At 70.2% G+C, this 13,599-nt stretch carries 13 protein-coding genes and 1 pseudogene; 7 read left to right on the plus strand and 7 right to left on the minus strand.

All coding sequences use genetic code 11. The features are described from left to right. Positions 1-279: hypothetical protein (locus G7B67_RS10220; RefSeq protein ID WP_166211817.1), on the plus strand; the 279-nt coding region annotated here is incomplete at its 5' end. 249 nt (positions 280-528) lie between these two features. Here G7B67_RS10220 and G7B67_RS10225 read toward each other — a convergent pair. The 4 genes from G7B67_RS10225 to G7B67_RS10240 form a co-directional block, all read right to left on the minus strand. Then, the gene (locus G7B67_RS10225; RefSeq protein ID WP_166211820.1) at positions 529-933 is read right to left on the minus strand and encodes an ACT domain-containing protein; all 405 of its coding nucleotides are present in this window, start codon (positions 931-933) and stop codon (positions 529-531) included. Continuing rightward, a complete protein-coding gene (locus G7B67_RS10230) occupies positions 930-1,424 on the minus strand; it encodes an OsmC family protein (protein WP_166211823.1) in 495 nt (164 codons plus the stop codon). The genes G7B67_RS10225 and G7B67_RS10230 overlap by 4 nt, the downstream gene beginning before the upstream one ends. A 354-nt stretch (positions 1,425-1,778) precedes the next feature. Beyond that, a complete protein-coding gene (locus G7B67_RS10235) occupies positions 1,779-2,483 on the minus strand; it encodes an EF-hand domain-containing protein (protein ID WP_166211826.1) in 705 nt (234 codons plus the stop codon). A gap of 164 nt (positions 2,484-2,647) precedes the next feature. After that, positions 2,648-3,517: a pseudouridine synthase gene (locus G7B67_RS10240; protein WP_166211829.1), complete on the minus strand. Its 870-nt coding sequence runs from the start codon at positions 3,515-3,517 to the stop codon at positions 2,648-2,650. Positions 3,518-3,688: 171 nt separating this feature from the next. Here G7B67_RS10240 and G7B67_RS10245 point away from each other — a divergent pair, with 171 nt between their 5' ends. Both G7B67_RS10245 and G7B67_RS10250 read left to right on the plus strand, forming a co-directional pair. Further along, a complete protein-coding gene (locus tag G7B67_RS10245; protein ID WP_166211832.1) occupies positions 3,689-4,849 on the plus strand; it encodes a DJ-1/PfpI family protein in 1,161 nt (386 codons plus the stop codon). Positions 4,850-4,872: 23 nt separating this feature from the next. After that, positions 4,873-5,922: a GlxA family transcriptional regulator gene (locus G7B67_RS10250; protein WP_166211835.1), complete on the plus strand. Its 1,050-nt coding sequence runs from the start codon at positions 4,873-4,875 to the stop codon at positions 5,920-5,922. A 107-nt stretch (positions 5,923-6,029) separates the two neighbouring features. Here the strand turns inward: G7B67_RS10250 and G7B67_RS10255 are convergent, their stop codons facing one another. Beyond that, positions 6,030-6,752, minus strand: coding sequence for a type 1 glutamine amidotransferase domain-containing protein (locus tag G7B67_RS10255; RefSeq protein WP_166211838.1), 723 nt, complete (start codon positions 6,750-6,752; stop codon positions 6,030-6,032). A gap of 298 nt (positions 6,753-7,050) precedes the next feature. On the opposite strand from G7B67_RS10255, the gene G7B67_RS10260 reads away from it, so the two are divergent. After that, complete coding sequence (locus G7B67_RS10260) at positions 7,051-7,968, plus strand: DUF2785 domain-containing protein (protein ID WP_166211841.1); 918 nt, start codon at positions 7,051-7,053, stop codon at positions 7,966-7,968. 156 nt (positions 7,969-8,124) lie between these two features. On the opposite strand, the pseudogene G7B67_RS10265 reads toward G7B67_RS10260, so the two are convergent. Next, positions 8,125-8,466, minus strand: a pseudogene (locus G7B67_RS10265) (Hsp20/alpha crystallin family protein); the annotation flags it as partial. A 289-nt stretch (positions 8,467-8,755) separates the two neighbouring features. On the opposite strand from G7B67_RS10265, the gene G7B67_RS10270 reads away from it, so the two are divergent. From G7B67_RS10270 to G7B67_RS10280, 3 genes are all read left to right on the plus strand, one after another. Then, complete coding sequence (locus G7B67_RS10270; RefSeq protein WP_166211844.1) at positions 8,756-11,011, plus strand: sensor domain-containing diguanylate cyclase; 2,256 nt, start codon at positions 8,756-8,758, stop codon at positions 11,009-11,011. 189 nt (positions 11,012-11,200) lie between these two features. Beyond that, a complete protein-coding gene (locus G7B67_RS10275; RefSeq protein ID WP_166211847.1) occupies positions 11,201-11,734 on the plus strand; it encodes a cytochrome b in 534 nt (177 codons plus the stop codon). Positions 11,735-11,852: 118 nt separating this feature from the next. Further along, on the plus strand, positions 11,853-12,962 hold the full coding sequence (locus G7B67_RS10280) for a S41 family peptidase (RefSeq protein WP_166211850.1): 1,110 nt from the start codon (positions 11,853-11,855) through the stop codon (positions 12,960-12,962). Positions 12,963-13,061: 99 nt separating this feature from the next. On the opposite strand, the gene G7B67_RS10285 is transcribed toward G7B67_RS10280, so the two are convergent. Further along, positions 13,062-13,550 (minus strand): hypothetical protein, encoded by a 489-nt coding sequence (locus G7B67_RS10285; protein WP_166211852.1) that lies wholly within the window; start codon positions 13,548-13,550, stop codon positions 13,062-13,064. Between the last annotated feature and the right edge of the window lie 49 nt (positions 13,551-13,599).

Genomic DNA, 13,599 nt, shown 5'->3' on the forward strand with positions numbered 1-13,599 from the left:
GTGGCGCTTGCGCCTGCGCTGCCGGGCGCGCACGCCGGGGCGGGACCGCTCGCCACGTCCGCCGCCGATGCCGGCCTGGCGATCGCCATCGCCCGCGAATCGGCGGCGCGCGCCGCGCTCGACCAGACGCTGCACGTGCAGCGGCGGCTGCAGGAAGACGAGCGCGAACATCGCCAGGCACGCGAGGCCGCGCAACGCGGCAATGGCAGCGAACGCTGCATCGCCGGCCAGAAGATGCGTCGCGTCAGCAACGGCTGGGTGCAGGCCGGATCCTGCTGAGCCGATAGCCGGTACGACTCCGGTGCGCTCCGCGAACCGGACAACGCCTGCTGACGTTGCGTAGCGTCGGGAGCCCGGCCGGCGCCATTGGCTGCCGCATTCCCGGGCCGGCGTCGCGTCGGTCACGCCGGGGAGCGCGCGCAGGGTCGCGATCGCGCAGTGGGCGTCACTTCGACGCGCGCGGTTTCCGGCGGCCGCGGCCGCGCCAGGTCAGTCGTGCCCATCGCATCAGGCCTGCTGCGACGCGGTTCAGGCCCAGGTCTCCCCGTCCGACCAGGCCTGCGATGCCGCGCGACCGGCGGCGATGTCATCGACCACCAGAATCAGCTGGTTGGCGTGGTCGCTGTACAGCACTTCGATGTTGACGCCGGCATCGGCCATGCGCTGGCACAGCAGTCCCAGTTGCCCGGGCACGTCCTGGCGCAGGCGCTGCACCAGCACCTCGCGCACCGCCGACAGGGTGATGTCCGCCCGCGCCAACGCACGCACGGCCGCGGCTTCGTCAGCGTCGGCGACCAGGAAATGCGCCACGCCCTTGCCGCCGACCACCCACGCGCCACCGCCCTCGACGCTGACGCCGGCCTGCCCCAGCGCAGCGCCCATGCGCGCCAGCGCGCCCGGCCGATCGTCCAGCAGCAGCGCAAGATCCTTCATGGCGCCGCCATCGTCGCGTCGGCGGCGCTCACCACCGCCTCGTGCGCGATCGGGAAGTTGCAGGAATTGGCGATGAAGCACAGCGCATGCGCGCGTTCGTGCAGCGCGATCGCACGCTCGACCTGCGCCACGTCGGCGACCACGACGCGCGGGTGCAGCAGCGCCGCGGTGAAGCGTCCACTGCCGTCGGGCGACAACGCCATCGTCGCCGTGGCGTCGTCGCTGTAGGCCAGCACGTTGACCCGGTGGCGTGCGCACAACGCGAGGTAGGACAGCATGTGGCAACTGCTGATCGCCACCAGCAGCAGGTCTTCGGGGTTGTGCCGCGAGGGATCGCCGCGGAAGCCGGGATCCGCCGAACCCGACAGCTCCGGCTTGCCCTGGATCCGCACGCGGAACTCGCGTCCGTAATCGTCGTAGTGCGACGTGCCCTGGCCGCGGTTTCCGGTCCAGGCCAGCGCGGCGGCGTAGTGGTGCGTTGCATCGGACATGGCGGTCTCACCGGGGACGCACCGCCATGCTAAGCCCGGCGCCGCCCGGGCAGGGCCCGCGCGGGCAAAGCTCGCCCGGGCCGTGCGAGGCGGGCGCCCGCCGTCGACGCCCGGTATTGCGGAAGGCACCATCGAGTTCGGGCCCATGGTCGTCGGCAGCACGCCGTCCCAGCGCCCGGCGCGGGTGAAGTCGACCAGGTTCTCGGCGACGTTCCCCCTGGTGTGCTCATGGTTTTCCCCTGGCGACGGAATGTCGCCGCCGCGGTTTATCGGTGATGTGTGCATCCTGCGCCGCCCGCCAAAAGAAAGGCCCCGCCGGAGCGGGGCCCTGTCGACGGCGCCGGTGGCGCGCGCTTACTTCGCCGGCGGTGCGCGATGGCCCGCGCCGATCTCATCCCTGGACACGAAGCCGTCGTGGTTGGCATCCATGCGCGCGAACATCGCCTGCGCGGCGGCCGCATGTTCGGCGGCGGTGATGCTGCCGTCGTGGTTGGCGTCCATCATCGCGTGCATGCCACCCATCCCATGATGGCCACCCCAGTCGCCACGGCCAGGGCCGTCGTCGTCCGTCGCGTGCATCGCCTGCATTTCCGCGGCGGTGACCTTGCCGTCATGGTTGCCATCCATGCGTGCGAATTTCGCGCGCGCCCGGGCCACCGCTTCGGCCTCGGTCAACACCCCGTCCTGGTTGGCATCCATCCTTGCCATGTGCCCGCCACGCATGCCTTCGTGCATGCCTTCGTGCATCCCGTCGTGCATGCCCCCGTGCCCCATGGCCTGGCGCATCGCCTCGTGCCCGGCCTGCATCTCGGCGGTGCCGATGGTGCCGTCGTGGTTGGCATCCATGCGCGCGAACATCGCCTGCGCGCCGGCGGCGTGCTCCTGCGCGGAGAGGCGGCCATCGCGGTTGCCGTCCATGCGCTGGAACATCGCGTCCATGCCTGCCGTGGCGGCGGCTGGCGCGGCGGGCGCCTTCACGTCCTGGGCCCAGGCCGTGGCCGACAGGGCCAGGCCGCCGACCATCGAAAACAGGATCGTCTGGCGCATCTTGCGATTCATTTCAGACTCCGACTGCGGAAAGTCCGGACACCCTGCGCCGCCGGGAATGAGTCGCCGGTAAATATCCGCCCGGCCGGGGCACCGCATTCAGCTGTCGTCCGCCCATCCAGGGTCCGGCCGCGGTCGGTCGCCTGCGTTCCGGGCGCAGCGCCGCAACCAGGCGGCTACAGCGGCCGCCCGCTGGTGAATTCCCGCGCGCGGCCGTCCAGCGGATCCGCGAAGGCCAGCTTGCGCGCCAGCAGCCGCAGTGGCCGCGCGGGATCGTCCGCCACGGGCGAGACGCGCGGATACAGGCGGTCGTTCGCGATCGGCGCGCCGAGCGCGGCCATGTGCACGCGCAACTGGTGCTTGCGACCGGTGATCGGCACCAGGGCGTAGCGCCACGGGCCATCGCCGCGCTGAAGGACGTCGATCCGGCTGTGGCTGTCCGGCGGACCGGGGACTTCGCGCATGCGGAAGAAGGGCTCGCCGCGTTCCAGTCGTGAACTGCGGACGTGCGGAAACTCCAGGTCGCGCAATGCCGGCGCGAGCGCCTCGTAGCTTTTCTCGACCCGTCGATGGGCGAACAACGCGCTGTAGCGCGCGCGACTGCCGGGATCGGCGGAAAACAACACCAGCCCAGCGGTATCGCGATCGATCCGATGCAACGGCACCAGCTGCGGATTGCCCAGCAGCGCGACCAGCCGCGCGAGCAGCGTCTCGCGCACGAAGCGGCCTGCAGGCATTACCGGCAGGAAGTGCGGCTTGTCGACGACGACCAGGTGCGCATCGACGTGCACCAGCCGCACGTCGCCGTCGATCGGTGGCTCGTCCGCCACCTCGCGGAAATAGCGCACTTCCAGCCCGACGCGATGGACGGCATCCACTGCGAGCGCGTTGCCGTCGCCGTCGAGCACGCGTCCGCGCGCGAAGCGGTCGCGCCAACGCTCGCGGTCGATCGCGGGAAAGCGCGCGCACAGGGCATCGAGCACGGTCGCCCACGGCCCCGGCGGCAACTGCAGGCGACTGGGCGGGGTGGAATCCGGCGAAGGCATCGCGGCAGCTTGGCGCGCCGGCGGTGGCTTGCCAACGGGTCGTCGTCTGGCGGCCATCGGCGCGGCGCGATCCATCCGCCAGCCCGTTGGCAGGGTTTGACTGCTTGTTGTCATTTACGCCAGGCGCGGTGCGCCGGATCGTCTGCCTGCCGAATCCTGAAGGACACCGCCATGCGTCGACGCCCCCACCTGCTTGCCTGCGCCCCGCTCGTCGCCGCGCTCGCTTTCGCCTGCACCACGCCCGCGCTGGCGTCCGATGCCGCCACCATTCCCCCGCTCGCCGCGGTCCCTGGCCATGCCACGCTCGAGCACATCGCGCCCTGGCACAGCCGCTTCGGCCGCAGCCGCCCGCTGGTCGCGATCGTCGGCAACAACAGCGGCACCGAACTGGTCGATTTCGTCGTCCCCTACGGCGTGCTGATGACGGCCGACGTCGCCGATGTCGTCACCGTCGGCGCGCATCCCGGACCGCTGACCATGCGCCCGGCGCTGCAGCTGCAGCCGCAGGCGGGCACGCGCGAATTCAACGCGCGCTTTCCCGATGGGGCCGACTACGTGATCGTGCCGGCGGTGGTGGATCGCACCGATCCGGTGCTGCTGGGCTGGATCGCCGCGCAGTACCACCGCGGCGCGACCCTGGTGAGCATCTGCGATGGCGCGCTGGTCGTCGCCGAGGCCGGCCTGTCGAACGGCCACGTCGCCACCGCCCACTGGGCGACCGAATCCCTGCGCGCGCAGCGCTATCCCGGCACGCACTGGGTCAAGGACGCGCGCTACGTCGCCGATGGCCGCATCGTCTCCAGCGCGGGCATCAGCGCCGCGATGCCGACGTCACTGGCATTGGTCGAAGCCATCGCCGGCCGCGCGCGCGCCGAAGCCACCGCGCGCGCGCTCGGCGTGGCCGACTGGAGCCCGCGCCACGACAGCGATGCGTTCCAGCCGCGGTTCGGGGTCAACCTCGGCGCGTTCGCCGCCACCAACTACACCAACCACTGGTTCCATTCGCTGCAGCACGTCGGCGTGCCGGTGGCCGCGGGCGTCGACGAGATCGCGCTGGCGATCACCGCCGATGCGTATTCGCGCACCGGGCGCAGCCACGCCGAGGCCGTAACTGCTGCGCGCGGGCCGCTGGCCACGCGCCATGGCCTGGTGCTGCTGCCCGATCGCGTGGCAGGCGACGGACAGGCGACGGACGTGATGCTGCCGGCGCTGGCGGCCGCACCGCCGGCGAAGACGTTCGATACGGTGCTGGCGTCGATCGCCACCCGCTACGGTCGCCGCACCGCTTACGGCGTGGCACTGGACTTCGAGTATCCCGGCTTCCGACACTGACCGCCCCACCCCGGCACGCCGCGATGGACACCTCCGCCCTCCCGCCCCCGGTTCCGCTGCGCGTGGTGCTGCTGGCCCACGAACAGATGAACCTGCTCGACCTCAGCGGCCCGCTGCAGGCGCTGGCCACGGCGCGGCGCGTGGATGCGCGGCCCGACGGCGACGAGCCCGCCCTGTACGACACCATCGTCGCCTCGGTCGATGGCGGCGTCGTCACCACCAGCTGCGGATTGCCGATCATGACGGTGGCGCTGGCGTCGCTGGACGCCATCGCCATCGACACCCTGATCGCGCCGGGTGGCTGCAAGGGCGATGTGTTCGAAGCGCCGCCGCGGCTGGTGGCGTGGATCGCGCAACGCGCGCCGCAGGTGCGCCGGGTGTGCTCGGTGTGCACCGGCGCCTTCCTGCTGGCCGCGGCTGGGCAGCTCGACGGCCGCCGGGTCGCCACCCACTGGGACTGGGTGTCGCGGCTGGGCGCGCAGTACCCCGGCATCCGCATCGACGCCGACCGCATCTACATCCAGGACGGCAACGTCTGGACCTCGGCGGGCGTCAGTGCCGGCATCGACCTCACGCTGGCCCTGATCGAAGCCGACTTCGGCCACCAGGTCGCGATCCGGACCGCGCGGCAACTGGTGATGTTCATCAAGCGCTCGGGCGGGCAATCGCAGTTCAGCGTGCCGCTGGCCGCGCAGCTGCATGACCGCGGCGACTTCGCCGACCTGCACGCGTGGATGGCGGCGCACCTGGCCGACGACCTCGGCGTCGAGCGCCTGGCCGCGCAGGCCGGCATGTCGCCGCGCAACTTCGCCCGCAGCTATGCCGCCCGCGTCGGCCGCACCCCGGCCAAAACCGTCGACGCCATGCGCCTGGAAGCCGCATGCCGCGCACTGGAAGACACCAGCCTGCCGCTGAAGACGATCGCCGCCGCCACCGGCCATGGCGAGGAGCAGACATTGCGTCGTGCCTTCCAGCGCCAGCTCGGCGTCAGCCCGACCCAGTACCGCGAACGCTTCGCCGCGCGTCCGGCCGCGGCATCCGGTCGCCAGCGCGCCACTCCGGGCGTGGCGTAGGCGCGGCGTAGGCGCTTCGCCCTTGCGGCACGCACGGCCGCCTGCCATCGGCGCAGGCGATTCGCCTGTCTGGCAGCCTTGCTTCCGAAAGCCGAAGCGCGCGGTGCTCAGCGCGGTATCCGCTGGCCCAGGCTCGCCGACGGTGCCGACGGCCGTCGGGCGACGGTGCCTTGCTCCAGCGCCTTCACCAGCAGCTCGGCCGCAGCCTGGCTCGACTTGGGATTCTGGCCGGTGATGAGCTGCCGATCCTGGCGCACGTGGCTGGCCATCGGCGGGCCGTTCTCGACCTGCGCGCCGAGTTCGCGCAGCCGCGTCGACAGCAGGAACGGGACGACGTCGGCAACGCCCGCGAGCTGTTCTTCCTCGTCCGAGAACGCGGTCAGCGTGTAGCCCTCGACCAGCGGTTTGCCATCGCCGCGGCTGACGCCGACGAAGGCCGCCGGGCCATGGCAGACCGACGCGATCGGCTTGCCCTGCGCAAGGAAGTCGGCGAGCACCGCGCCGAGCACCGGATTGTCCGGGAAGTCGAACATGGTGCCATGGCCGCCGGGGATGAACACCGCGTCGAAGTCATCGGCATGCCGCCCTTCCAGCGGATGCGCCTGCTGCAGGCGCTTGCCGGCCTCTTCCCACTCGGGGTGCCTTTCGGCCTCGCCAGCACTGTGCGGATCGATCGGCGTGTCGCCGCCCTTGGGGCTGGCGACGGTCAGCGCGTGTCCGGCGTCGCGCAGCACGTCATGCGGGACCGCGAATTCCTCCAGCCACAGGCCCGTGCCCGAGCCGTTGGGCATGCGCCCGGCGCTGGTGACGATCATGAGGATGTTGGCCATGGTGGGCTCCTGCGCTTGGGGCCACGAAGGATCGCGCACGGCGGGTTAAGCAGAAGGGACGACGGGCGAGCGGCAAAGCGGGCGCCGGGGCGACGAAAACGGCGTTTGTTCCGGACACACCGCAGGTGCACCATCAGCTGCAGTCCGGTCCGGGCTTCCAGGACGCCGACGCATTGGCCTGCCACTTCGACGGCATCGACCCGGAGATCCTCGACCGCGGAAGCTGCCTCGAGGCGAAGTAGCGGAGAACGGTGGTGAAGTCGCTCATCCGTCGCGCCTGTCTCGAAGGAGTTCCTCCATGCAAACAAGTACCTTGGCATGGCCGCGCGTGGTCTTGCTTGGATTGTTGGCCTGCGCAGCGCCCGCCGCGATCGCGTCCTGTCCACCCGTGGGCTGGAGCCAGGCCGGACTGGATGCGCTCAAGGCCGCGGACTTCCACATCGAAGGGTCCGACCGTCGCGCCGCCCTTGCGCTCGGCCTGCTCGATTGCCTGGGCGCACGCAATCCGGCGGTGCGCGACGGCATCGCCTTCGAAGCCTGGTCCACCTGGCTGCGCGCGGGACAACTGGATCAGGAAACGCGACAAGCCGCGCTCGACCGGCTGTTGCCGCGGATCCGTCCGGCCGCGCGCGATGACGACGCGGGATTCTCCGCGCCGTTTGCCGCACTGGTGTTGTCCGGGATCGCCCGCAGCGACCGCGTCGCACCATGGATGATGCCCGACCAGCGCGAGCAGTTGATCGCGGCCGGCACCGCATACCTGGCATCGGTGCGCGACTACCGCGGCTTCGATGCGCGCGACGGTTGGCGCCACGGCGTCGCCCACGGCGCCGACCTGATGTTGCAGCTCGCGCTCAATCCGGCGCTGGACAAGGGCCAGCTCGACCGCATGTTCGCGGCCGTCGCGAGCCAAGTCGCCCCATCGGGCCACGCCTACATCTATGGCGAGCCCGAGCGCCTGGCGCGCCCCGTGTTGTACGGCGCGCTGCGCGGCCTGCACACCGAAGCCGACTGGTCCGGATGGTTCGAAGCGCTGGCAGGCCCCGGCGATGCCGCCAGCTGGCAGGAAGCGATGAACACCCAGGCCGGGCTCACCCGCCGCCACGACCTGCGCGCCTTCCTGCTCGCGATCTACGCAGAGATCGCCGAGGAAACGCGGCCGGAACTCGTCGCCATGCGCCCGGCCGTCCTCGCCGCCCTCAAGCGCGTGCCCTGACACGCGCGCAATCGCCGCTCAGCCACCGGCGTGCCAAAAAGACGCTCTTCGCCGGAGCGGCTCATTTATTCCGTGCCCCCGTTTTGCACACAGCGCACGCGCCAAAAAGATGCGCCGCCCGGCAGCGGGGCGGCGCGTGTAGGCAGCGCGAGCGAATCAGCGCGATGATCCCACCTTGATCCGGCGCGGCTTGGATTCCGGCCGCTTGGGGATCTCCACCTGCAGCACGCCGTTGTGGCCGTGCGCCTGGATCCCTTCCGGGTCGGCGCTGTCGGGCAACGCGAAGCGACGGTGGAAGACGCCGTGCAGGCGTTCGATGCGCGAGAAGCGCCCGTTGTCGCTGCCCATTCCGGCAGGCCGCTCGCCCTTGATCGTCAGCAGCCCGCGGTCCATCTGTACCTCGATGTCCTTGGGATCGACGCCGGGGATATCGGCGTAGAGCACGAACCGGTCGGGCTCTTCGCGGATGTCGACCATCGGCGACCACTGGCTGGTCACCCCCGGCCGACCACCCGCATCCGCCAGGGCAGAGCAAACGCCGTGCCGAAGGTCGATCGATCACACTTCCATTCGCCCGTTTTGTGATCACAACCACGCGCGCAATCCCCAGGCCAGGCCGAGGGCCACGCCGACCAACAGGCCGATCCCGAGGCCGCCGCCTGCCCTCTTGCCGCACTGGTAAGTGAACCTGACCCCGTTTTCGCCCCAGTCTTGATGCGACCGCGCGCTCGGCCCGCCGGGACTAGACTGCGCGCGCGCCTCCTCAGCTGCTCACCGGATGGCCTGCGTGCGTCCAGTCTCCCCTGCCACGGGTCCCGCGCTCTCCGCACCAGTCGGTGCGCCGGTGGACGCGGGACTGGTGCGGCGGTTGCTGCAGGTCGCCCGGGCCTGCGCGCTGCTGGTGGCCACGGTGGGCGTGCTGGTACTGATCGGCTGGCAGGCCGACATCGGGCTGTTCAAGACGCTGCGCCCGGGCATGGGCGCCATGGCCCCCGCGGCCGCCGTGGCGCTGGTGGCGTCCGCCGCGGCGCTGTGGCTGCTGCAACCGCGCTACGACGGCAGCCGATGGGGATGGCTCGGTCGCGCGTTGCCCTGGCTGGTGCTCGCATTCAATGCGCTGACGCTGGCCGAATACCTGCTGCACGTCGACCTGGGCATCGACCAGATCGTCTTCCGCGATGTGCGCCACGAAGTGCAGACCGCTTACCCCGGGCGGATGGCGATCGTCACGGTGCTGGGCTTCTTGCAGTTGAGCTGCGCCCTGGTGCTGATCGGGGTCCGCTCGCGCACCGCGCAGCGGGTCGCGCGGCTGGTGACACTGGCGACCGGCGGGCTGTTGCTGATGGGCCTGCTCGGCTTCCTCTACGGCAAGGCCTCGTTGTATGCGGTTCCCGTCTTCCTCGGTGTCGCCCTGCACCTGCTCCTCGCCCAGCTGCTGCTGGCCGCCGGCATCCTCGCCATGCAGCCGTCGCGCGGCTTTGCCACCCTGCTCGCCAGCGCCGGTGCCGGCGGCCGGTTGTCGCGCCGACTACTGCCGGCCGCCGTCCTGACGCCGCTGGTGCTGGGCTGGCTGCGGCTGCAGGGCGAGCACGCCGGACTCTATGGCGCCGCGCTGGGTGTCGACCTGATGGTCGTCACCATGATCGCGTTCTTTGCCGCGCTGATCTGGTGGAACGCGCGCCTGGTGGACATCGCCGACACCCGGGCGCGGCTGGCGCAGGCCGACGTGCGGCGCAATGCCGAAGAAATGCGCGACCTCTACGAACGCGCCCCCTGTGGCTACCACTCGCTGGATGCCGACGGCGTCTTCGTCCGCATCAACGACACCGAGCTGGCGTGGCTGGGGTATGCGCGCGACGAGGTGGTCGGCAGGCTGCACCTGCGCGAGCTGCTCACGCCGGCCAGCCAGGCGGTCTTCGATGCGCTGTTCCCGGTCTTCAAGACCAAGTACGTGCTGAACGACGTCGAGCTGGAGATGCGACGCAAGGACGGCAGCCTGCTTCCGGTGTCGGCGAGCTCCACGGCGGTGCGCGATGCCTCCGGCGGTTACCTGATGAGCCGGACCACCGTCTTCGACATCACCGAGCGCCGGCGCGCCGAACAGGCGCTGCGCGAAGCCAGCGAGCAGGCGCGCCTGCGCCTGGCGGAAATCGAACAGATCTACCGCTACGCCCCGGTGGGGCTGTTCACCTTCGACCGCGAGTACCGCTTCGTGCGCATCAACGAGCGCATGGCGCAGATCAACGGGTTCGCGCCGGACGCGCACATCGGCAAGTCGATGTGGGACATCGTGCCGAACCTGGCGCCGCAACTCGAGCAGCTCTACCGGCCGATCTACGAGCGCGGCGAGCCGGTGCTCGATGTCGAGATCCACGGCCGCACCGCCGGCGACCCGGACCACGACCACGATTGGCTGGGCAACTTCTTCCCGCTCACCTCCGATGGCGCGGTGATCGGGCTGATCGGCGTGGTGCTGGACATCACCGAGCGCAAGCGCACTGAACAGGCGTTGCGCGAGAGCGAAGCGGCCGTGCGCGCGCTGTCGCTGACCGACCCGCTCACCGGCCTGGCCAACCGGCGCCGCCTGGACGAAGACCTGCGCGGCGAACTGCACCGCGTGCGCCGGTATGGCGGGCAGCTGTCAGTGATCATCGCCGACCTGGACCACTTCAAGCGCATCAACGACGCGCACGGGCACGAGGTCGGCGACCAGCTGCTGCATGCCTTCGCACGGATCCTGCAAGGGCACTGCCGCGACGTCGACCTGGCGGTGCGCTTCGGCGGCGAGGAATTCGTGCTCCTGATGCCCGAGGTCGATGCCGCCGAGGCACGCGCCTGCGCCGAGCGCATCCGCGAGGCCCTGGCGGCGCAGCACATCGCCGCGCTGACGCAGCCCGTCACCGCCAGCTTCGGTGTCGCCGAACTCGGCGCGGGCGAAACCGAAGCCGACCTGCTGCGCCGCGCCGACCAGGCGCTGTACCGGGCCAAGGCGACGGGGCGCAACCGGGTGGTGGTGGCCGAGGCCGCCATCCCGGCGCCGTGACCGGCTTGCCAGGGGCGCGCGCCCCGCTTGGCGCCGGCTGGCCGGGGCGGAGGAAAGCGCGATTGGCCGGGTGTGCTTCAACACCCGACGGCCGTGATCGCCGGGCTAACGACGCACCCTGGCCGCTGTTTTCTCTTCGCCCCGCCGCGGCGGCTATGCTTGCCGGAGCCCCGCCGCACCGAGCCGAGCATGTCCTCGTCCACCCTGCGCTACACCCGTTCCGCGCGCTGGTTCCACTGGCTGGTGTTCGCCGCGGTGGCCCTGGCCTATGCGTTCATCAATTTCCGCGGCGTCTTTCCGCGCGGCACGCCGGCAAGTCGCGTGCCGATGCAGGGACACATGCTGTTCGGCGTCGTCGTGCTTGCCCTGGTCCTGCCACGACTGCTGCATCGCCTGCGCAACACCCCGCCGGCCGTCGTGCCACCACTGGCGGGCTGGGAATCCGTGCTCTCGCGCATGACCCACTTCGCGCTGTATGCCTTCCTGCTGGTGCAGCCGCTGCTGGGGCTGGCCACGGTGTTCGCCAACGGCCCGCTCACGGTTCCATTCACCACGCTGCAGATCCCATCGCCGATGACGCGCGACCATGCGTTGCACGAGCAGCTCGGCGAGATCCACGAGACGATCGGCACGATCTTCTATTACGTGATCGGCCTGCACATCGCGGGCGCGTTGTGGCACCACTTCTTCCGGCGCGACAACACGCTGCGTCGCATGCTGTAGCGCGGCACGGCGCGCGCCTGGTCACACGAACGCGAAGCACCCGTTACCACATGCCCACCCGGCGGCCGTCATGCCTGATAGTTCTCCGGCATTGCCGCTGCCCTCGACTGGAACCCGGATGACCCGCCGTCACTCGCTCGTCCTTGTGCTGGTGTTCGCGCTTGCACCGTTCGGCCTGGCCGCGGCCGGCGCGAAGCCAGGGCTGCTCGACGCCGGACAACGCAGCGCCGTGATCACCACGCTGGCCGGGCAGCTGCACGCCAACTATGTGTTCCCCGAGGTCGCCGACCAGCTGTCGGCCAGGCTCAAGGCCAAGGATGCGAGCGGCGGCTACGCCTCGGCCAGCGATGCCGACGCCTTCGCCAGCGCGTTGTCGCTGGATCTGGTGGCACTCGGCAAGGAGGGTCATTTCCGGGTGACGTACGCGCCGGGCTATCACCCACGGCCAGAGAGCTCGGCGGACGCGGCGCCAGACCCGGAGCAGTTGCGACAGCAGCGCGAGGACGTAGCCCGCCGCGGATACGGCGTGCGACGAGTCGAACGCTTGCGGGGCAACGTCGGCTTGATCGAACTGCGCGCGTTCGGCCCGACGCCGATGGTGGCGCACGCATTGTCAGCCGCGATGACCTTGGTCTCCGGCACCGACGCCCTGATCCTTGACCTGCGCTTCAATGGCGGCGGCGACCCGTCGACCGTCGCCTACCTGCTCAGTCACTTCTTCGTCGAAGGCGACGCGCGCCACCTGAACGACATTTATTCCCGTAGCACCGATACCACCAGGCAGTACTGGACGCAGGCGGCGGTCTCCACGCACTACGCCAAGCCCGTGTACGTGCTGACCTCGGGTTGGACGTTCTCCGGCGGCGAAGAATGCGCGTATGACTTCCAGACCCAGAAGCGCGGAACGATCGTGGGGGAGACCACCGGCGGCGGCGCCAATCCAGGCGACGACTTCGACCTCGGCCACGGCTTTGTGGCCTTCATCCCGACTGGACGTGCGATCAACCCGGTGACGCACACCAACTGGGAACACATCGGCGTGAAGCCGGATATCGCCACGCACGCTGCCGACGCGCAGAAGGTTGCCTACACCACGAGCCTGCGCGCGCTGCTGGCAACGGCTAACGATCCGGACCAGCGCAACGAGTTGCAGGATGCGCTGCACAAGGCAGCGTCGGGCGTCGCCGATGTCGCCAACTACAGCAAAGAGAAAGGATACGCGCCGTAGGTCGCCGCGGAGACGGCCGATGCCATCGATCGCCGGCTTTCAGTGTGCAGGCGCGACGCGGATGTGCACTCTGACCCGGTTTTTCGGTTTTTCTCTGCCTCAGTCCGCGGCCGCAAGTGCCGTCCAGTAACCGGTCAGCGGCTGGCCATCGATCATTGCCTCGACGACGCGCACGAATGCCGGATTGAAAAACCCCGCGCACAGGGCCCAGTAGCGGCGCGCGCGTGGGGTCCCCAGCACGAAGGGAATGAGCTGCCGGTAGGAGGCCCACGTGGCCTCGTCCAGCGCCCCGCTGGTGTATTGCAACCACTCGTACTCGCGCGCGCGCAACGACGCCACGATCCAGAAGTTGAGGCGGATCCTCGCCTCTTCGGTGATCGGTCCGGCGCTGGCGAAGCTGGCGGCGATGTCCGGATATTCGATGAATTTACGAATGTGGTCCTGGTCGGTTTCGACCTGCGCCTGCCGCGCCCCGGCCCGCATCAGCAGATTGTTCTGACGGACCTGGATCGACAGGTACACCAGCGTAACGAGCGACGCGCTACCGGAGGCCGCCCCGATCCACGTCACCAGGTCCTGCATGTTCATCGATGCCCCCGTGCGTTCGCATGCGGTGGCGAATGATATCGCCGGGACC

The organism is Cognatiluteimonas telluris (assembly GCF_011320095.1).
Lineage (GTDB): Bacteria > Pseudomonadota > Gammaproteobacteria > Xanthomonadales > Xanthomonadaceae > Cognatiluteimonas > Cognatiluteimonas telluris.